Source organism: Janthinobacterium darwini (assembly GCF_051380905.1).
Taxonomy (GTDB): domain Bacteria; phylum Pseudomonadota; class Gammaproteobacteria; order Burkholderiales; family Burkholderiaceae_D; genus Janthinobacterium.
Genome location: NZ_JBNYXX010000007.1, coordinates 94,113 through 114,033, shown reverse-complemented (window position 1 = coordinate 114,033; position 19,921 = coordinate 94,113). Strand labels below are relative to the sequence as shown.

15 protein-coding genes and 4 tRNA genes are annotated in these 19,921 nt (G+C 60.3%); 11 read left to right on the top strand and 8 right to left on the bottom strand.

Going from position 1 to position 19,921, the window contains the following annotated elements; all coding sequences use genetic code 11:
• The first annotated feature begins 34 nt into the window (after positions 1–34).
• The gene (locus ACQ4WZ_RS26255; RefSeq protein ID WP_436574835.1) at positions 35–1,048 is read left to right on the top strand and encodes a D-2-hydroxyacid dehydrogenase family protein; all 1,014 of its coding nucleotides are present in this window, start codon (positions 35–37) and stop codon (positions 1,046–1,048) included.
• Here the strand turns inward: ACQ4WZ_RS26255 and ACQ4WZ_RS26250 are convergent.
• The gene (locus ACQ4WZ_RS26250) at positions 1,036–1,809 is read right to left on the bottom strand and encodes an L-asparaginase (protein ID WP_101483185.1); all 774 of its coding nucleotides are present in this window, start codon (positions 1,807–1,809) and stop codon (positions 1,036–1,038) included. The genes ACQ4WZ_RS26255 and ACQ4WZ_RS26250 overlap by 13 nt on opposite strands.
• Positions 1,810–1,971: 162 nt before the next feature.
• On the opposite strand from ACQ4WZ_RS26250, the gene ACQ4WZ_RS26245 reads away from it, so the two are divergent.
• Entirely contained in the window at positions 1,972–2,457 is a 486-nt protein-coding gene (locus tag ACQ4WZ_RS26245) for an asparaginase domain-containing protein (RefSeq protein ID WP_101483186.1), read from the top strand.
• A gap of 522 nt (positions 2,458–2,979) precedes the next feature.
• Complete coding sequence (locus ACQ4WZ_RS26240; protein ID WP_101483187.1) at positions 2,980–5,718, top strand: TonB-dependent receptor; 2,739 nt, start codon at positions 2,980–2,982, stop codon at positions 5,716–5,718.
• A 134-nt stretch (positions 5,719–5,852) separates the two neighbouring features.
• On the opposite strand, the gene ACQ4WZ_RS26235 is transcribed toward ACQ4WZ_RS26240, so the two are convergent.
• Complete coding sequence (locus ACQ4WZ_RS26235) at positions 5,853–6,749, bottom strand: recombination-associated protein RdgC (protein ID WP_034754435.1); 897 nt, start codon at positions 6,747–6,749, stop codon at positions 5,853–5,855.
• 118 nt (positions 6,750–6,867) lie between these two features.
• Positions 6,868–8,022 carry a DNA polymerase IV gene (gene dinB, locus ACQ4WZ_RS26230; protein WP_101483188.1) on the bottom strand — a complete coding sequence of 385 codons (1,155 nt, stop codon included), beginning with the start codon at positions 8,020–8,022 and terminating at the stop codon, positions 6,868–6,870.
• Positions 8,023–8,195: 173 nt separating this feature from the next.
• Here dinB and ACQ4WZ_RS26225 point away from each other — a divergent pair, with 173 nt between their 5' ends.
• The 8 genes from ACQ4WZ_RS26225 (at position 8,196) to ACQ4WZ_RS26190 (ending at position 13,422) form a co-directional block, all read left to right on the top strand.
• Complete coding sequence (locus ACQ4WZ_RS26225; protein WP_436574834.1) at positions 8,196–10,340, top strand: S9 family peptidase; 2,145 nt, start codon at positions 8,196–8,198, stop codon at positions 10,338–10,340.
• A 99-nt stretch (positions 10,341–10,439) separates the two neighbouring features.
• Positions 10,440–10,515, top strand: a tRNA-Val gene (locus ACQ4WZ_RS26220).
• 54 nt (positions 10,516–10,569) lie between these two features.
• Positions 10,570–10,646 (top strand) — tRNA-Asp (locus ACQ4WZ_RS26215).
• A 217-nt stretch (positions 10,647–10,863) separates the two neighbouring features.
• A tRNA-Val gene (locus ACQ4WZ_RS26210) sits at positions 10,864–10,939 on the top strand.
• A 57-nt stretch (positions 10,940–10,996) separates the two neighbouring features.
• Positions 10,997–11,073: transfer RNA gene (locus ACQ4WZ_RS26205), tRNA-Asp, on the top strand.
• Between the two features lie 162 nt (positions 11,074–11,235).
• The gene (locus ACQ4WZ_RS26200; protein ID WP_436574833.1) at positions 11,236–12,333 is read left to right on the top strand and encodes a hypothetical protein; all 1,098 of its coding nucleotides are present in this window, start codon (positions 11,236–11,238) and stop codon (positions 12,331–12,333) included.
• A complete protein-coding gene (locus tag ACQ4WZ_RS26195) occupies positions 12,324–12,950 on the top strand; it encodes an ATP-binding cassette domain-containing protein (protein ID WP_436574832.1) in 627 nt (208 codons plus the stop codon). Before ACQ4WZ_RS26200 ends, ACQ4WZ_RS26195 begins: the two co-directional genes overlap by 10 nt.
• 133 nt (positions 12,951–13,083) lie before the next feature.
• Positions 13,084–13,422, top strand: coding sequence for a CzcE family metal-binding protein (locus tag ACQ4WZ_RS26190; RefSeq protein WP_133989074.1), 339 nt, complete (start codon positions 13,084–13,086; stop codon positions 13,420–13,422).
• Between the two features lie 70 nt (positions 13,423–13,492).
• On the opposite strand, the gene ahpF is transcribed toward ACQ4WZ_RS26190, so the two are convergent.
• The 5 genes from ahpF to rbsD all read right to left on the bottom strand — a co-directional run bounded on the left by ahpF (position 13,493) and on the right by rbsD (position 19,908).
• Positions 13,493–15,088, bottom strand: coding sequence for an alkyl hydroperoxide reductase subunit F (ahpF, locus tag ACQ4WZ_RS26185; protein WP_436574831.1), 1,596 nt, complete (start codon positions 15,086–15,088; stop codon positions 13,493–13,495).
• 108 nt (positions 15,089–15,196) lie between these two features.
• Positions 15,197–15,760, bottom strand: coding sequence for an alkyl hydroperoxide reductase subunit C (gene ahpC, locus ACQ4WZ_RS26180; protein ID WP_101483193.1), 564 nt, complete (start codon positions 15,758–15,760; stop codon positions 15,197–15,199).
• Positions 15,761–15,948: 188 nt separating this feature from the next.
• Positions 15,949–16,350: a DUF3597 domain-containing protein gene (locus tag ACQ4WZ_RS26175; RefSeq protein ID WP_436574830.1), complete on the bottom strand. Its 402-nt coding sequence runs from the start codon at positions 16,348–16,350 to the stop codon at positions 15,949–15,951.
• 176 nt (positions 16,351–16,526) lie between these two features.
• A complete protein-coding gene (locus ACQ4WZ_RS26170) occupies positions 16,527–19,376 on the bottom strand; it encodes an EAL domain-containing protein (protein WP_101483195.1) in 2,850 nt (949 codons plus the stop codon).
• 139 nt (positions 19,377–19,515) lie between these two features.
• Complete coding sequence (gene rbsD / locus ACQ4WZ_RS26165) at positions 19,516–19,908, bottom strand: D-ribose pyranase (RefSeq protein WP_101483196.1); 393 nt, start codon at positions 19,906–19,908, stop codon at positions 19,516–19,518.
• Positions 19,909–19,921 lie beyond the last annotated feature (13 nt).

Below are 19,921 nucleotides of genomic sequence, written 5' to 3'. Positions count from 1 at the left end.
CCTACCAAATCCTTACTAAAATCGGCCATCCACCATGAAAATTGCCATACTCGATGATTACCAGGATGCCGTGCGCGGCCTCGATTGTTTCCAATTGCTCGATGGCAACGAGGTCAAAGTATTCAGCAATACGGCGCGGGGCCTGGGCCAGCTGGCGATCCGCCTGGCGCCGTTCGACGCGCTGGTGCTGATCCGCGAACGCAGCAGTTTCAACCGGGCCCTGCTGTCGAAACTGCCGAACCTGAAACTGATTTCGCAAACAGGCAAGGTCAGCGGACACATCGATGTGGCGGCCGCCACGGAGCTGGGCATCGCCATCGCGGAAGGCATAGGCTCGCCCACGGCGCCGGCCGAACTGACGTGGGCACTGATCATGGCGGCGCAGCGCAAGATCGTGCCTTACGCGCAACATTTACAGGAGGGGCTGTGGCAGACGTCGTCACTGGAACCGGCGCGCAATACGCTGGGGACGGTACTCAAAGGGCGCACCCTGGCGATCTGGGGCTACGGCAAAATCGGCCAATTGATCGCCGGCTATGGCCGCGCCTTCGGCATGACCATCCTCGTGTGGGGCAGCGAAGCGAGCCGCGCGGCGGCCGTGGCCGCGGGCGACACGGCGGCGGTTTCGCGCGAAGCGTTCTTTGAACAAGCGGACGTGCTGACCTTGCACCTGCGCCTGTCCGACAAGACGCGCGGCCTGGTTACCAACGAAGACCTGGCGCGCATGAAACCGACTTCCCTGTTCGTCAACACCAGCCGCGCCGAACTGGTGGCTGAAGGGGCGCTGGAAACGGCGCTGCCGCTGGGACGCCCGGGCGCCGCCGCGCTGGACGTATTTACGGACGAGCCGCTGCCGCCAGGCGCGCCATTGCTGCTGCTGCCGAACGTGCTGGCCACGCCACACCTGGGCTACGTCGAGCGTGACAGCTATGAGCTGTATTTCCGCTACGCCTTGCAAAACATCGTCGATTTTGCGCAGGGTCAATGCACGCGCCTGCTCAATCCCGAGGTGCTGCAGCACGCGCGGCAAACGCCTCAGGAGCGCTGAAAGCCCTTGATGAGGTCGGCCTCGCCCGTGAGGCGGATGGCGGGCGCTGGCAGCACGTGGCGGCCACGCCACAGGCCAGCCCAGCCGGGCGGCCAGGCGATGTCCGGCCCGGCATATGGCGCCACGCCAGCGCGCACGGCGACCACCGGCACGGGCGGCATGTCGGGCAAAGGCTCGCCTGGGCTGCGCTGCATGTCAAGGCTGTACATGTAATTGGGCAACAAGGCGTCGCAGACACGGCCAAACCAGTCGCTATGGTCGTCGTCGCGGCCCAGCGCCTGCGCCAGCCCTTGCGGGTCGAAACGGGCCAGCGCATCGATCAGCTCGCCGGTAGAGGCGCCGGGCGTATCGCCCCAGCCCATCACGGGGTTAACGTTGTAATCGGCGCCCGAGCCATACCAGCCTTCGCGCCAGGGCCGCTGCATCCAGTCACGCGGCCCCGTGAACAAATGCCAGCGCCAGTGCAGGCCGGACGGTTTCGGCCAGGAATACAGGTACAGTTTTTGATAGCCGGCCTGATGCAGTTCGCGCACCATGGCCATCAGGCGAGCATGCGGCATGCGGTCGGGCGGCGCGCGGCGGAAAAGGATCGCTTCGCCATCGGCAAACTGCACATCGTCGGTCGACAGGTTCAGGTCCAGGGTCCGCGATTCGCTGCCGAAACGGGCGGCAATCCAGCCCGTCAGCAAATTGACGGACGTGATCACACCGTAACCTCGGTGGCGGTGAAAAATGACGGTACCGGGAGCGAGCGCTTTCATACGGAGTCGGGGCGGTAGGCAAACAAAGAAACCAGTGTACTCACAGGTGGTCAAATTTTCCAGTGGCGATCTGCAACGGCCTGCAGCGGGCCCGCCTTTCACGCAAGGCACACAATCCACGCTATCATGCGCGTCATTCTCCACTGACATCGTGACCACATCATGACTTTGCGCATACTCGCCACTGGCGGCACTTTCGACAAACACTACAACGAATTGAACGGTACCCTGGGCTTTTCCGACAGTCATTTGCCGGCAGCGATTGCCCGCGCGCGCATGACGGCGCCCGTGGCCCTGGAGCAACTGCCCCTGCTGGACTCGCTCGACATGCAGGATGCGGACCGCCAGCGCGTGCTGGCCTCATGCCGCGCGGCACAGGAGAAAGCCATCGTCATCATCCACGGCACCGACACCATGCGCGAAACGGCGCAAGTGCTGGGTGCGGCGAACCTGCAGCAGACGGTCATCTTGACGGGCGCCATGATTCCTTATGAAATCGACAATTCCGATGCCCTGTTCAACCTGGGCTTTGCCTGCGGCGTGGCGCAAACTTTGCCATCTGGCGTGTACGTGGCCATGAATGGCCAGATCTTCGCCTGGGACAACGTGCAAAAGAACCGCGCCGCCGGCGTGTTCCAGCCCTTGTAAGCCGATGGCAGGAATGGTGGCAAACAGCAGACCGGCAAACGATCTGACTGACCATCTTTCACAATTCAAGCAGCCCGTTTCAACGGGCTTTTTTTACGTTTTTTTACCTTGCACTAATTCTGCAAAGCAACAGCTTTCAACGAATTATTGCAGGTAAAACATCGAATTGCCAATAGAATAATTTTATGTTGTAAAAAAACGCCATTGATCATTTTTAAAAACACCGATACGGTCAAATATAAAATCGTCATTTAACAATTTAATTGAAGTTTCTTCAGTATCCGTAAATTATTGCCAAATCCGACACGGTTAGGGTGCATTTTTTCTTTCTTAGAAGACATAATGTTTGCCTCGACAAGTCATAAGTGCATTTATAACAATATTGCGCTAAGTAGTCTTCCACCTCCCACAGACGTGGTTCCGCCTACCGTACACGCGCACCGCTGGTCATCTATCCGATGGCCTGAGCGGTGCTCGTGTACCGCTTGTCGTTATTAAAACTACTACGGAGTAATTGTTACAATGGCATTTAAAGAAAAAATTGGCGTACGCAGCGTACGCCTGGCCCTGACCGTCCTGGCAGGCAGCGTCTTGTTCTCTGGCCAATCCATGGCAGACGAAGCAATTCAAAAAGTTGAAATTACCGGTTCGAGTATCAAGCGTATCGCCGTCGAAGGCGCACTGCCAGTGCAGCGCCTGACGCAAGAAGCGATCGCCCGTACCGGCGCAAACACCGTTGCTGATCTGGTACAAAGCCTGCCAGCCATGCAAGGTTTCACCATCGGCGCCGTTGCCGCCGGTTCCAACTCGGGTGGCCGCACCAGCGCATCGATCCATGACATCGGCGAAAGCTACACCCTGGTTCTGCTGAACGGCCGCCGCATCGCGCCACAAGGCTCGGGTACCTCCGTCAACCTGAACGCCATTCCGATGAGCGCGGTTGAGCGCGTCGAAATCCTGACCGACGGCGCTTCGGCCCTGTACGGCTCGGACGCCATTGCCGGCGTGATCAACTTCATTCTGAAGAAAAACGTCCAAGGCGGCACCCTGGAAGCCACCTACGGCGGCCCGGAAGACAAAGGCGGCAACGCCTGGAATACCAACGTCACCTACGGCTTCGGCGATCTGGATGAAGATCGCTTCAACGTGCTGGTATCGTACCGCCACGATGAGCAATCGAAACTGAAGGCAACGGACCGCTCGTTCGCCCGTTCGTCGTACATTCCTGTCAGCAACGGCGGCAAGAACTACATCTACGACCGCACCAGCCCGTCGACAGCGCCAGGTAACGCCACCGTCGCCTTCAAGGACAGCGCCACCAACCCACAACTGCAGTTCAGCCCGTACCTGGCTGCCAACGGCAATTGCGGCCCGACCAACTACGTCACGGCTACCAACGCAGCTGCATGCGGCTTCGATGGCGGTTCGACCGTTGAAATCGTTCCAGAATCGAAACGCGACAGCCTGTTCTCGCGCGGTACCTACAAACTGACGGACAACCTGAATGCGTTTGCCGAAGTCGCCCTGTCGCGCTACGACCTGACCGCACGCATCGCCGCCAACCCGGTGCCGATCACGATCGCCAAGGGCAGCGCGCTGTACAACCAGTACGTCCAGCCATACCTGACGCCTGCGCAGCAAGCGGACGTGAAAACCGTCACCGCCAACTACCGCATGGTTGACTGGGGCACCCGCGCCAGCAACACCATCACCGACACCAAACATTTCGTCGTCGGCGTGGAAGGCGAAGTGGGCGAGTGGAACGTGGAATCGGCCCTGACCTGGTCGCAAAACGCGATCGATGAGCGCTATGTGGGCGGCTATGCCAAGAACGCCGAGTTCAAGGCCATGCAAAAAGATCCATTGTTCAACCCGTTCGTACCAGCTGGCAGCGCTTCGCCAGCCCTGCAGAACCTGATCAACAATTCGCAATTCAACGGTTCGATCCGTACGGCATCGACCACCATGCGCGGCATCGACGCGCACGGTTCGCGGGAACTGTTCACCCTGCCAGGCGGCAAGGCCAATATCGGTATCGGCGGCGACTACCGCGAATACAAATATGAGCAAACGCCATCGAACGGCGCGACCAGCGACACGATCTACAACTTCAACACCTCGGCACGCTACGACCTGAGCCGCGAAACCTATGGTGTGTTTGCCGAATTGCTGGCACCTGTCACCAAAACGATCGAAGTGAGCCTGGCCGGCCGTTACGACACCATCACCAAGATCGACAACGGTGTTGTGAACAAGTCCATCGGTAAAGACCAAAGCGCCAGCACCTACAAAGTGACGGCACGCTGGCAGCCAGTCCAGCAATTGCTGGTACGTGGTTCGTACGGCACGGGCTTCAAGGCGCCGAGCATGCTGGACATTGGCCAGCCACTGGTCAACAACGGCTTCACCGCCAAACCATGGGATTGCCCATTCCCAGGCAGCGATCTGTGCCGCGGCAAAGCCCAGCAATACAATCAGTTGGCAGGCGGTAACGAAAACCTGAAACCGGAAAAATCGAAGCAGTACACCGTTGGTTTCCGTATCGAACCTAGCTCGGCATTCTCGTTCGGCGCCGATCTGTGGGATGTGAAGATCACCGACGCGGTGTCGGCAGTAAGCGAAACCCAGGCCTTCGGCAATCCAGCGCTGTACAAGGATCTGTTCGGCGCCTATACCGAGCCATCGACCGGCAATACCTACTTTGCGTTCAAGTCGCTGTCGATGAACATCGGCCAGACGCATAACCGTGGTATCGACTGGGACATGACCGGTCGCCACCGCTTTGACTTCGGTAACTTCACGGCCAACCTGAGCGGTACCCATATGCTCAAGGCTGACTACACCGTGCCAGGCACCAAGAATCAGTGGACCACCAACATGAACTACTTCGGTATCACCGATGCAGTCACGTTCCGCAACCTGATCAAGCTGAACATGAGCCTGGAATCGGGCAAGCTGACCAGCAGCATGGTTGTCAGCTATCGTAACGGCTACACCGATGCAGCTGCTTCGGTACTGAACGTCGATACCAAGAAACTGGAAACGATCCGCCTGGAAGTTCCGTCGTACACCACCGTCGATCTGCAAGGCCGCTATGCCTTCAGCTCGGCGTTGACGCTGCGCGCTGGTATCAAGAACCTGTTTGACCGTGAACCGCCGCTGTCGCTGCGCGCTTCGTCGGGCCACCAAGTTGGTTTCGATCCACGCTACGCCGATCCAATGATGCGTTCGGTCTACTTCACCGGTAGCTACAAGTTCTAATGTGACGTTTTGAACTAGGCTTAGTAAAAGCGCCTTGCACCTCACCGTGCAAGGCGCTTTTTTTATACGTCAGCAAAGGACGCTGGCGAAAAAAAAGGAGCCGAAGCTCCTTTTTCGTACCGGCATGACGACGCTTACGCGGTCGCCTCGCCGCCCAATGCTTCGACCACGTCGGCCATCAGCTTGCTCAGCTCGCCCGTCATCAGCATCACGTCGCCGTCGAAACGCTCTTCGTCGTTCTTCGTGCTCGATTCCGTTTCCTTGATCACGTCCAGCGGCTTGACGCTCTTGATGGCCAAGGACTCCGTCAGCACGAACGAGATCTTGTCGTTCCACGTCATGGCCAGGCGCGTGCACTGCTTGCCGGCCGCGATGTGGCGGCGCACGTCGTCCGCTTCCAGCGTGTGGCGCACGTAGCGCACGGTGGCCTTGCTCTCGCCCGTGGCGCGCAATTCCGTATCCATGTCGACCGTGAAGCCGGCAGGCGCATCGTCGGCCTGCAGCCACTCCGTCATCACCGCCACCGGCGAGCGCTGTACGCGCAAGCTTTCCAGCGGCAGTTTGTCGACGGCTTTCAGCAGCAGCTTGATGACTTCATCGGCTTTTGCCGGGCTGGCGGCATCGACCACCAGCCAGCCATTGACGGGGTCGATCCACGTCCAGACATTGCTGCGGATGCTGAAGGCGCGCGGCAGCAATTCGTCGGCCACGCGTTCCTTCAATTCTTTCATGGCTTTCTTGCCAGGCGCAAAGCCTTGTGCTTCTTCCATCTCGGCAGCGCGGGCCTTGGCCACCTGGTTGATGACGGTCGCTGGCAGCAGTTTCTTTTCCGTGCCCAGCAAGATCAACATTTGTTTGTTGACAACATGGACCAGACCACCATTCGGGCGTGGCGTATCCCAGCCCTGGCGCATCAGATCCATGCTGGTCGCCGGCGTAAATTTGTTCGAGGACAAGGCCTCTTCCAGTTGTTCTGGCGTATAAGCCCATGGTGCGGGCAGGCGGTAAATCTGAAGATTCTTGAACCACATAGTTTTTGTCTTCCGTTTGTTTCAGTAGTGCCAGGGGAACGCCATTCTACACTTTCGACACGGGAATGCCGTCAAAAGCGCGGACTGGCGCGATGCTTGTAATCCATGGGGAATGCCGCTACAGGGCGGGAAACAGCTCCGCCTGGGCTGGCGCCTGCCGCGTCACGACGGCCGGATCGGACAAGGTCGAGATGCGCACGCCCAGCAGGCGGATTTTCTTTTCAAACGGCACGCGCCGCAAACAATCGCGGCTGGCGCGCAGGATGGCGGCGGCGTCCGCCGTGGCGCTGGGCAAGGTGATGTCGCGCGTGACGGTGCTGAAATCCTCGAAGCGCAGCTTGATGCCCACCGTGCGCCCCGCCAGCGACTGCTTGTCGAGGTCGCCCGCCACGCGCGTACACAGGCTTTCCAGCTTTTCCGACAGGGTGGCGCGGTCGCGCACCACTTGCAAGTCGCGCTCGAACGTCGTTTCGCGGCTGACGGACTTGGTTTCCCGGCTCGTCTGCACGGGGCGCTCGTCGATGCCCAGCGCCGCCTGGCGCAGCCAGCCCGTGTACAGGTCGCCAAATTGCGTACGCAGCATGGTGAGATCGGCTCGTGCCAGTTCGCCGATGGTAATAATTCCCAAGGCTTCCAGCTTGGCCGTGGCCTTCGGGCCGATGCCGTTGATCTTTTTTGCCGGCAAGGGCCATACGCGTGTTTCGACATCCTCGGGATGCAGGATGGTGAGGCCGTCGGGCTTTTCCAGGTCGGAACAGATTTTTGCCAGCAATTTGTTGGGCGCCAGGCCGACCGAGCACGACAGGCCCGTCGCTTCGAACACGGCCGTCTTCAGGCGCGCTGCCATGGCGGGCGCCTGCTCGCCATGTTCGGTGAGATCGATATAAATTTCATCGATGCCCACGTTCTGGATGATGGGACACAGATGGGCCACGGCTTGCTTGAAGCGGGCCGAATACTCGCGGTAGGCCTCAAAATCGGCTGGCAGCAGAATACTATCGGGCGCCAGCCTGGCGGCCTTCATGATGCCCATGGCGGAAAACACGCCGAACGCGCGCGCCGCATAGGTGGAGGTGGTGACGACGCCGCGCCCCACGTAGTCGCGCATGCGCGCAAACTGCCGCGTGCCATCCTCCTGCAGCACGGGTTGCTGCAGCCGGCCGCCGCCGATGACGACGGCTTCGCCGCGCAGTTCCGGATACTTCAACAGTTCGACGGAGGCAAAGAAGGCATCCATGTCCAGGTGGGCAATCCAGCGGCGGGCTTCAGGCAAGGTAGGAGCAGATGTGGTCAAGGACACCTCGCGGCAGGATGCAGATGAATACTGTAATTATATACAGTATCGCTGGAAATCCCCACGGATGCAAGTTGAAACGCATGAGCACGGCGGTTGCTTTTCTCAATGGCAAGATTACAATCCTGACATAACTATTCAAAGGAGTCGCCTTGTCTATAGCACATCAAGCTTTGCGCCATCTGGCCGTCTGCTCATCCATCGTGCTGTCCACGCTGGCGCCATCCGCGCTCGCCGCCGATGCCGCCGCCATTGCACCTGTCGCCGCCAAGACAGCCTGGCAGGAAACGCGCCACGGCACGGTCGTCACGGACGACTACCGCTGGCTGCAAAAGAAGACCGATCCTGCCGTCATCGACTACCTGAATGCGGAAAACGCCTACACGGCCGCCGTCACGGCCCCGATCCAGCCGCTCGCCGACAAAGTGTATGCGGAAGTCAAAGGCCGCATGCAGGAAGTGGACCTGTCCGTGCCTGCGCGCCAGGGTAACTTTTACTATTACACGCGTACGGAAGCGGGCAAGCAATACCCGCTTCACTGCCGCCGCCCTGTCGGCGCGAATGGCGCCTACGATGCCCAGGCGGCCGAAGAAGTCCTGCTGGACCAGAATCAATTGGCCGAAGGCCACAAATTCTTTGCCGTGCGCGCATTTTCAATCAGCCCGAATGAGCAATTGCTGGCCTACACCACCGACACGACTGGTTTCCGCCAGTACGAGCTGCATGTCAAGGATTTGAAGACGGGCAAGTTGCTGCCTGATACCATGCCACGCGTGACATCGCTGGCCTGGGCGGCGGATAACGCCACCCTGATGCTGGCCCAGGAAGACACCACCACCAAGCGCTCGGACCGCCTGTTCCGCCTGGCTCTGGGCGGCACACCACAGCAGGTCTACCACGAGCCAGTGGAGCAGTTCGCCATCAATGTGGGCCGCACGCACGACAAACGCTACTTTTTGCTGACCTCGGGCAGCACGGATACCAGCGAAGTGCTGCTGTTGCCAACCAACAAGCCGGAAGGCAGTTTCCAGAGCGTGCTCAAGCGTGAAAAGGGCCACCGCTACGGCGTCGAACACCGCGACGGACAGCTATACATTCTCACCAACAAGGATGCAAAGAATTTCCGCGTCGTCAGCGCACCGCTGTCTGCGCCGCAGCCGAAGAACTGGAAACCCGTCGTGCCGCACAGCAAGGACGCCGTAATCCAATCCATCGACGTGTTCCAGGGCTACCTGGTGGTGATGGAAAAGGCCCGCGCATTGAACCGCGCGCGCATCTATGATTTTGCGCAAAAGAACTGGAAAACCGTGCAGTTCGACGATCCCGTCTACCTGGCCACGGCGGCCGGTACGCCCGAATTTAACGCCACGCAATTTCGCATGTCTTACCAGTCGCCCGTCACGCCACCCACGGTGATTGACGTCAGCATGAAAGATGGCAAGCGCACGGTGCTGAAACAACAGGAAATTGTCGGAGGCTTTGACGGTAGCCGCTACACCACGCAGCGCCTGTGGGTAACGGCGCGCGATGGCGTGCAAGTGCCGCTGTGGATTGTCTACAAGAAAGGCGTCAAGCTCGACGGTTCAGCGCCGCTGCTGCTGTACTCGTATGGCTCGTATGGCATCTCGACGGAAGCCAGCTTTGGCCTCGCCCGTCTCAGCCTGCTGGACCGGGGCGTCATCTATGCCCAGGCGCATATCCGCGGCGGTACCGACATGGGCGAAGCCTGGCATGAAGACGGCATGCTGATGAAGAAGAAAAATACCTTCAATGACTTCATCGACAGCGCCGACTACCTGGTGCGCGAAAAATGGACGAGTCCGAACCGCCTCATCATCCAGGGCGGCAGCGCGGGCGGCCTCCTGATGGGCGCCGTCGTCAACATGCGTCCCGAACTGTTCCACGCCGTGCACGCGGCCGTACCGTTCGTCGATGTGATGAACACCATGATGGACGCCAGCCTGCCTCTGACGACAGGGGAGTACCTGGAATGGGGCGACCCGAACCAGAAGGCGGCCTATGACTACATGCTCAGCTACTCGCCGTACGACAACATTACGCGCAAGAATTATCCAGCCATGCTGGTGACGACGGGCCTGAATGACAGCCAGGTGATGTACTGGGAACCGGCCAAGTATGTGGCCAAGCTGCGCGCGTATAAGACGGACAGCAATCCCCTGCTGCTGAAAACAAATATGGGCGCCGGCCATGGCGGTGCTTCGGGCCGCTACAACGCCATCCAGGAAAGTGCATTCAATATGGCGTGGATGCTGTCGCAGTGGGGTATTACCCAATAATGTGAAAAAAGCGCTTGCAGAAGGATTTTAGCCATCCTATAATAGCGCCTCTTCCAGACGTGGTGACAAACGTCAGGATGGTTTTCTGAGACAAGCAACGGGTGCTTAGCTCAGTTGGTAGAGCGGCGCCCTTACAAGGCGTAGGTCGGGAGTTCGAGCCTCTCAGCACCCACCAAATCAGAAAACTGTCCAGTGCTTCATGGATCAGCAATACAGATCATACGAGCTTGGAGTGGTAGTTCAGTTGGTTAGAATACCGGCCTGTCACGTCGGGGGTCGCGGGTTCGAGTCCCGTCCGCTCCGCCAATAAAAGAAAAGCCCTTTGGTTCTCTGAACCGAAGGGCTTTTCCCATTTCAGAAGCAAAAAACACGTCAGTACTCCCTTCCTTGAATATTTTTGCACTTTTCAGCAAAAAAACTGCTTTTAGCCCTCAAGAATAGTTGCACAAGCGGGAAAGCACCCCCTATAATAGTGCCTCTTCCAGACGTGGTGACAAACGTCGGGATAGTTTTCTGGGTATGCGGGTGCTTAGCTCAGTTGGTAGAGCGGCGCCCTTACAAGGCGTAGGTCGGGAGTTCGAGCCTCTCAGCACCCACCACCAATACAGAAAATTATCCAGTGCTTCATGGATCAGCAACACAGATCATACGAGCTTGGAGTGGTAGTTCAGTTGGTTAGAATACCGGCCTGTCACGTCGGGGGTCGCGGGTTCGAGTCCCGTCCGCTCCGCCAATAAAAGAAAAGCCCTTTGGTTCTCTGAACCGAAGGGCTTTTCCCATTGTGGGATCAGAATCTCAACACCGCCAACGTCAACCTCAAAGCTAACTTATCAGGGGGTCTGACCCCGGCTGTTAGAATCAGCGCTACCCTGACTTCGCCCCCGCCCGCATGCGCTTGCCCCGTAGTACTCCTGCCTATATCGCCCTGCGTCTGCGCCTGGCCCATCATGCTTTGCTGCAATTTGCCGCCAGCCTGAGGAGTTCCATGGAGATCTTCTTTTTCCTGGCCGGACCTGTCCTGCTGGGTCTGCTCAGCGTCATCGCCCTGCCTGGCTTTCTCGCCGTCAGCCTGCCTTGGCCCGCCGCCCTGGCTGTCGTGAGCGCGCAAGTCCTGCTGACCTGCCTGCCCGCCTGGCTGCTGCGCAAACGGCTGTTGCCTGCTCCCATCGCCGCCTGGCTGCGCCAGCTGCCCTTGCCGACGCGCTTGCGCTGGCAAGCCGACGTGGCCGTGGCCGGTTTGCTGATGCTGCCGCTGGGCCTCGCCTATGCCGTCTCGACCACCATCTGGCTGCTGCAGTCGCCACCCTGGCTGCGCCCGATTGTCGCGCCCGGCATTGCCGCCACCATCGCCGCCTGGCTGCTGGCCTGGCTGCTGACGACGCTCATCGTGGCGCAGCGCCTGCGCGCGCCACGCCCCGCACAAAGGGCGCGCCCACCCACCATGACCGCCTATGTGCCGCACCGGCCCCGCTGGCGCACCGTGTTCCTGTGGCACCAGTTGTTCTGGCTACCGTTCTGGCGCAACGACAATGTAATTGGCATCCAGCAAAGCGTGCTGCTGGCCACGGCTGGCGCCAGCATGCTGGCCTGGTTGCTGCGCCCGCCCCTCGTGCCCGCGCCACTGTTGGGTTTGCTGGCCAGCGCCAGCCTGATCATTGTGACGGACCGCGGCGACAAGGCCGTGCGCGAGCAGATCGGCTTGCTGCAACCCTCGCTGAACGCCTGGCCCCTGGCCAGCACCGCCCTGACGCGCCTGGCCTGCGCCGCCAGCCTGCTACCGCCGTTTGCCGTGCTGCTGGCAGGCGCTGTCTTGCTGTACAACCTTCACCCCGCCGCCTTGCAGCAGCGCGTCACCAGCATGTATGCCCTCACCGCCAGCGCGGCCCTGCTGGCCATCGTCGGCCTGCCCCGCCTGACGGCGCGCGGACGCGTCGTCCTCGTCGTGCTATCCATCCTTGCCTTGAGCGCCATTGGGAGCGAATTATGGAATTGAATGCCACTTCTCCCACCCTGCACATCGAACACCTCGATTTTCATTTCCCCACGCACAGCGTCTTCCAGGGCTGCAATCTGCAATTCGGCCCCGGCGTCACTTGGCTGCGCGGCGCAAACGGGGCAGGCAAGACGACCTTGCTGAAACTGGCGGGTGGCGCCCTGCTGCCCGCGCGCGGCGCCATCCGCCTGGACGACATCGACAGTGCTTTCATGCCGCTGGCCTACCGCGCCCAGGCCTTCTATTGTGGCGGCGACGCCCCTTCCCTGCCCTGGCTGCAGGTGCACGAAATGCTCGACCTGCACCTGGCCCTGTACACGGGCAGCGACCAGTCCCTGCTGAACGACGAGCTGAGCGCATTTGCCATGACGCCGACCTTGCAGCAAAGCATCACCGCCCTTTCGCTGGGCCAGCACAAAAAGCTGCAACTGGCCTTGGCGCTGGCCTTGCCCGTGCGCCTGCTGCTGATCGATGAACCGTTCAATGGCCTCGACGCGGTGGCCATGGCGCATCTGCGCACGCGCCTGTCCGAACCGTCCCGCCTGGCGCGCCAGTGCATCGTGCTGACCAGTCACCTGGTGCCGGATGTGCCGCTGGCGGCGACAGTGGAAATATAGACAGGAAATACAGCTTTGCAGATCGACCAAGAAACGCTTACGATGCCGTGGTGCAAAACCGGCGATCCCGGTGCCACCACTTCCATAAAACGGCGCGCTTATTCCCTGCGCCTGGCTTATTCTTGGAGAAATTATGTTGAACACCCACCGCAGCGCCCTGGCCATCCTGTGCGCCGTCCTTGCCGGCAGCGCCATTGCAGCCGGCCCCACGGGCACGGCCGCCGACTATGGCACCTCGGCCCACCACGGCGCCGCCCAGCGCAGCATCGAACTGCAGGCCGATACGCGCCACATCAACGTCACGCGCGGCGAAACCGTCACCATCGTGCGCGCTGGCCAGCGTTTTACCTGGCACGTGCAAACTTTCAGCAACAAAACCGTCTTCGCCCTGGCCGAGATCGCGCCAAAGGACATGGCCGTCGATGGTATTGCCGTGTATGTGGCAGCCAATCCGCAGTACGCGGGCAGCTAGTTTTCTGCGCGCATAAAAAAAAACCGGAACAGCCTCGCGGCGCTCCGGTTTTTTTTATGCAGCGCAATATTTACGCCGTCAGCGCTTCCTTGGCGGCGGACTCTTCGACCACTTCCTCGTCATCCGAGCGGATCAGGTGGTCAAAGGCGGACAGGGCTGCCTTGGCGCCTTCACCGGTGGCGATGATGATCTGCTTGTACGGCACCGTGGTGACGTCGCCGGCCGCAAACACGCCGGGGATCGAGGTCTGGCCGCGGGCGTCGACTTCGATTTCGCCGTGGCGCGACAACGCTACCGTGCCTTTCAACCATTCCGTGTTCGGCACCAGGCCGATTTGCACGAAGACGCCTTCCAGCTCAACCTTCTTCGACTCGCCGCTGACCCGATCCGTGTAGCTCAGGCCATTGACGATCTTGCCGTCGCCGTGAATCTCGGTAGTTTGCGCCGACGTGATCACGGTGACATTAGGCAGGCTGTGCAGCTTGCGTTGCAGCACGGCATCGGCACGCAGTTCCGCGCCGAATTCGATCAGGGTCACGTGCTTCACCAGTCCGGCCAGGTCGATCGCCGCTTCCACACCCGAGTTGCCGCCGCCGATCACGGCCACGCGCTTGCCCTTGAACAAGGGACCATCGCAGTGCGGGCAGTAGGCGACACCGTGGTTGCGGTATTCCTTCTCGCCCGGCACGTTGATTTCGCGCCAGCGGGCGCCGGTCGCCAGGATGACGGTCTTGGCTTTCAAGATGGCGCCATTTGCCGTTTCAATCTCGATCAGCTTGCCTGGCGTCAGCTTGCTGGCGCGCTGGGTGTTCATGATGTCGACGTCATAGGTCTTGACGTGCTGTTCCAGCGCCATGGCAAACTTCGGACCATCGGTTTCCTTGACGGAAATAAAATTCTCGATGGCCATGGTGTCGAGGGTCTGGCCGCCGAAACGCTCGGCCAGCACGCCCGTCTTGATGCCTTTACGGGCCGCGTAAATGGCCGCTGCCGCGCCGGCAGGACCGCCGCCGACGATCAGGACATCAAAGACATCTTTTTTCGACAACGCTGCCGCCTGGCGTGCGCCGGCGTTGGTGTCGAGCTTGGCGAGGATTTCCTCGACATTCGTGCGTCCCTGACCGAAATGCTGACCATTCAGGAACATCATCGGCACGGCCATGATCTGGCGTTCTTCCACTTCTTTCGGGAACACGCCGCCATCGATGGTGGTGACCTTGATGCGCGGATTGATCACCGCCATGGCATTCAAGGCCTGCACTACTTCCGGGCAGTTATGGCAGGAGAGCGAAATAAACGTTTCAAACTCGTAATCGCCGTCGAGGTTGCGGATCTGCTCGATCACGGCATCGTCGAACTTGATGGTGTGGCCGCCCACTTGCAGCAGCGCCAGCACCAGGGAAGTGAATTCGTGGCCCATCGGCACACCGGCGAAACGCACGCCGATGTCGGAGCCTGCACGGTTGATACTGAACGACGGGGTCCGTACGCCAGCGTCTATGCGCTCGACCAGCGTGATCTTGTCGCTCAACAGGACTATCTCCTGGAGCAATTCCTTCATCTCGCGGGCTTTTGCGCTGTCATCGAGAGAAGCGACCAACTCAAGCGGATACACTACTTTTTCCAGGTAGGATTTCAGTTGGGTTTTGAGGGTTGCGTCTAACATGATTTTTTTTCCTTTTCTACAAATATTTAGGCGAATGCCGGGCCGGACACCCGGTCCGGCATCGCGGTAACTACTTGTTTGCTGCTAGATGTTGCAAGGCTTCAAGACTTAGATCTTGCCAACCAGGTCCAGCGATGGGGTCAGGGTTGCTGCGCCTTCCGTCCATTTCGCTGGGCAAACTTCGCCTGGGTGAGCGGCAACGTATTGGGCTGCCTTGACTTTGCGCAACAGTTCCGCTGCGTCACGGCCGATGCCGTTGTCATGCACTTCCAGCACTTTGATGAAGCCGTCCGGGTTGATGACGAAGGTACCGCGCAGTGCCATGCCTTCTTCTTCGATCATGACTTCGAAATTGCGCGACAGGGTACCGGTTGGGTCGCCGATCAGTGCGTATTGCACTTTCTTGATCGCGTCCGAGGTATCGTGCCATGCTTTGTGCGCGAAATGCGAGTCGGTCGAGATGCCGTAGACATCGACGCCCAGCTTCTGGAATTGATCGTGGTGATCGGCCAGGTCTTCCAGTTCGGTTGGGCAAACGAAGGTGAAGTCGGCTGGGTAGAACACGAATACCGACCACTTGCCTTTCAGCGACGCTTCCGTCAGGTCGACGAATTTGCCATTGTGGAATGCGGTTGCCTTGAATGGTTTAACTTGGGTATTGATGAGCGACATAATCATTTCCTCTCGTGTGGTGAATCAGTAAGACTCTAGTGTAAGGGGTTTTAACCCATATGCAAAATTGATTGTCACAATAGTTTCAATTGATTTTAGCTATCATGACGCCATGGGAACTCCATGATAGGCAGTTCCCACGGGATTGAACAGCGACAGCAAGGTATTGCCTTGCTGCCGCCGGGTCTTTAATTTTTGAGTTCTTCCGGTACTTTGCCGCCGTTTTCCGCCAGCTTGATCATCACCTGGCGGTGCAGCCAGATATTCATGCTGGCAGAATCATTGGTGTCGCCCGCGAAGTGCAGCTCTTGCGCAAGTTCCTTGCGCGAAGCCAGGCTGCTGTCGAGTTGAAGCAATTTCATCAGGTCGACGATGGACGTGCGCCAATTGAGTGTTTCCGCGTTCTTGCTGGCCAGGTCGACCAACACCACTTCCACGTCCACCACCGGTACGGCAGCCGCTGGTGCGGCTGGAGCTGCCGCCGGTGCCGCCGCCGCTGGCGCGTCGGTAGCGGCAGCTGGCGTGGCTGCCGGAGCTGCATCGGACGAATGGTGGAAGATTTTGTTATAGATATTGCTGAAAATGCCCATGAGGTCACCTCGAGTTGAGTGAATGGAAGAAGGTTTGCCTGCGCGCCCGGTTCATGACGCGAACCGGTGACAGCTGGAGCCGGGCGCAGGCGCCAGCCCGTCGAGTATAAGCCCGTTCAGGCCGGGAGCCCTGTCCCGCAGGGCCAGTGGACATCTGGTGACAGGGTACGCCTGTTTCAAGGGTGCAAGGGCCGCCGGGCGTGCAGCAGCGCATCGAACGCTTCGATGGCCAGCGGCGGCGCAAACAGATCCCCTTGCGCAAAATCACAGCCTATGCCCAGCAGCAATACGCGCTGCACTTCGGTCTCCACCCCTTCGGCGATGACCTGCAAGCCCAGCCTGTGGGCCATGGTGACGATGGCTTCGCACAGCACCAGTTCGCTGGCGCCGGGCGCCAGCTTGCGCACCAGCACGCCGTCGAGCTTCAGGTAATCGATGCCGCACTGCTGCAACTGCGTCAGCGAGGCAGGGCCACTGCCGAAGTCATCCAGGGCGATCTGCAAGCCCGCCTCGCGCAAGTGCTGCAGCCGCTGCGCCATGCCGCTGCCGGCGCCGGCGCCGGCGCCCAGCAGCGCATCCTCGCGCATGTCGAGCACGATGGCCGAGGGGGGCACATCGAGCGCCATCAGCTGGCGCAGCCAGGTGCCGGGCGCCTCGGCTTCGCGCTGCAGCTCCAGCGGCGACTGGTTCAGGCACAGTTGCAACCCTGGCAAGCCGATGGCCTGGCCCTGCGCGCGCCAGCGCAGCAGTTGCGCGGCCGCCGTGCGCAGCACCCAGTCGCCGATGTCGACGATCAAGCCGCTGCTCTCGGCCACCGCCAGGAAATCGGGCGGACACACGATGCCCCGCTGCGGATGGTTCCAGCGCAGCAAGGCCTCCGCTTTGACAATATTGCAGCCATGCAGTTCAACGATGGGCTGGTAATGCAGCTGCATCTGCTGTTCGCGCAAGGCCGTGCGCAGGTCCGCCCCCATGCGCATGCGGTTGACGGCCGCCACTTGCATGGCGGGCGTAAAGTAGCTGTAGCGGTTGCGCCCCGCCCCTTTCGACACATACATGGCCTGGTCCGCATGCTTGAGCAAGTCCTCGATATTGCCCGCGTCGTCAGGATACAGGGTGATGCCGATCGACGCCGAGACGAACGCCTGTTCCTGCCCCAGCAAGAACGGCGCCAGCAAGCCGTCGAGTATCTGCCGCGCGATGCGGTCGACTTGCTGCAGATCGTCGAGATCGGACAGGATCACCGTGAATTCATCGCCACCCAGGCGCGCCACCGTATCCGTCTCGCGCACGCCCACGCGGATGCGCCGCGCCGCTTCGATCAGCAAGATATCGCCCTGATGGTGGCCCAGGGTGTCGTTGACTTCCTTGAAATGGTCGAGGTCAATGAACAGGATGGCGACGCGGCTCGTATCGCGCCGGCCCTGGGCCAGCGCCAGGCGCAAGCGCTCGTGGAACATGCGCCGGTTAGGCAATTGCGTCAGGGTATCAAAATTGGCTTGTTGCCAGATCAGCGCTTCCGTTTGCCGCTTGTCCGTCACGTCTTCCAGCATGCACAGGTGGTGCGGCCCGCCATGGCGCGTCATGGCGATGGCCGTCACCGAGGCATCGACCCACACCACGTCGCCATCGGGACGCACGATGCGCTTGGCGTGGCGGAAGCCCGGCATACGCCGCTCCAGCAACTGCGCCACATGCGCCTGCTCGCCCGCCACGTCATCGGGATGGCTGATATCCATCCAGCTCGACCGCTTCATGTGCTCCAGGCTGCGCCCGGCGATGGCCAGATAGCGCGGATTAATATCAAGAAACCGTCCGCTCACGGTATCGATCAGGGCGATACCCATGGGCGCTTCCTCGAACATGGTGCGAAAGCGCAATTCCCCCTGGCGGATGGTTTCTTCCGTACGGCGACGCTCGCGTGCCAAGTTACTGAAATGAAAGGCGGCCGACACGGCCAGCAAGCTACCCGCCACGCCCAGAGACAGGTACAACCAGCCCAGGTCGGCGCCTGGTACGGGACGGTACAGGAAACCCTTGTAGGCGGGGCTGTCCGTGGCGTTGGGCGGCAGCACGCCCATGGCGGCATACGTGTCGGCGATATGCTGCCAGCGCTGGGGATTCATGTAGCCCAGCTCCACCAGCACCGGCTGCAGCAGCAATTCCATCTGCTGCGCCTCGTACAGCAGGTGCGCGCGGTCATGGCGCTGGCTGTATTTAGCATGGATTAACTGCGCCATTTCCTCGCGGTGTGCCATCGCGTATTGCCAGCCGCGCAGGCTGGCCGCGCGGAACGCTTTCACGCGCTCGGGATGGCGGCGCAGTTCGTGCTCGCTGGTAAACAGATTGTCGCCATAGAAATCGATGCCGGCCGTGCGCGGCGTAAACTGGTAGTAGGGAAAGCCCACCCGGTCCAGGTAGTCCGGCTCGTTGGTGGAATACGCGGCGATGGCATCGACCTTGCCATCGATCAAGTCCTCGACACGGTAGCTGGGTGGCAGGTGCAGCATCTGTTCCGGTGCGACACCCATTTTCTGCAGGAACAGCGACACTTCATCGGACGCGGATGCCACGTCGGTAGGCGTGCCTATCATCACGGAGGCGCCCGCCAGCCGGTGCACGTCGGGCGCGCCGCCATGCTGGCGCATCAGCAGCACGCTGGGCGAATGCTGGAATACCACGGCCAGTACCACCAGGGGCTTGCCAGCCATGCGGCTGAGCAACAAGGTGCTGTTACCGACGCCATATTCGGCCAGGCCCGTCAGCACGGCGGCCTCGGCATGCGGCACGCCGATGCCTTCGCGCAGCGTGACCTCCAGCCCCGCCTCGCGATAATAACCTTGCTCGATGGCCGCGTAATAGCCGGCAAACTGGAACTGATGCGTGAAATTGAGCTGCAGGGAGATGGGTTCCAGCGCCCGGGCGGGCGTTGCCAGGCACAGCAGCAGGAAGCAAAAGCAGCGCCAGCCGTGCGCCAGCCTGCCGATGGGCGGCAAGTAGGAGCGGAAAGCGTCAGATGCTCTCATCGGCATGGCAGGACACCACAGAAACTGCCGAGCTGGCAGGGGTATGACTATTGTAGCCGCCCCTTTTACCGATGGATAATTATTTCACTAAGAACAATAAAGTTGATGTTTTTGGCAAACAATCTGACGATTGTTTGCGCTAGAACACGACGCCGGCCACCAAAATGATGTTGGAATACGGACTGCATTCGCCCGTGCGCACGATGGCGCGCGCGCCCTTGGACAGTTGCTTGAACTCTTCATGCGTCACCTGGCGCGCATCGGGCAAGGCCAGGGCCGCCACCTGCGCCGCCATGGCCGGATTGTGCTGCGGCAACTCACTGGCGAGCAAATGGTATTCCACCTGCATTTCGCTCAGCACGGTATTCACGGTATCGATGAAGCCAGGAATGCCGCGCGTCAGGGCCAGGTCGATCAGGGGTACGCCCGGCTGCGAGGGCAAGCCAGCGTCGCCGATGACGAGCATGTCGCCATGGCCCAGCGACGCGATCATTTGCGACAGCGCAATATTAAGCAGCGGTGATTTTTTCATGGGCGTGGTGGCG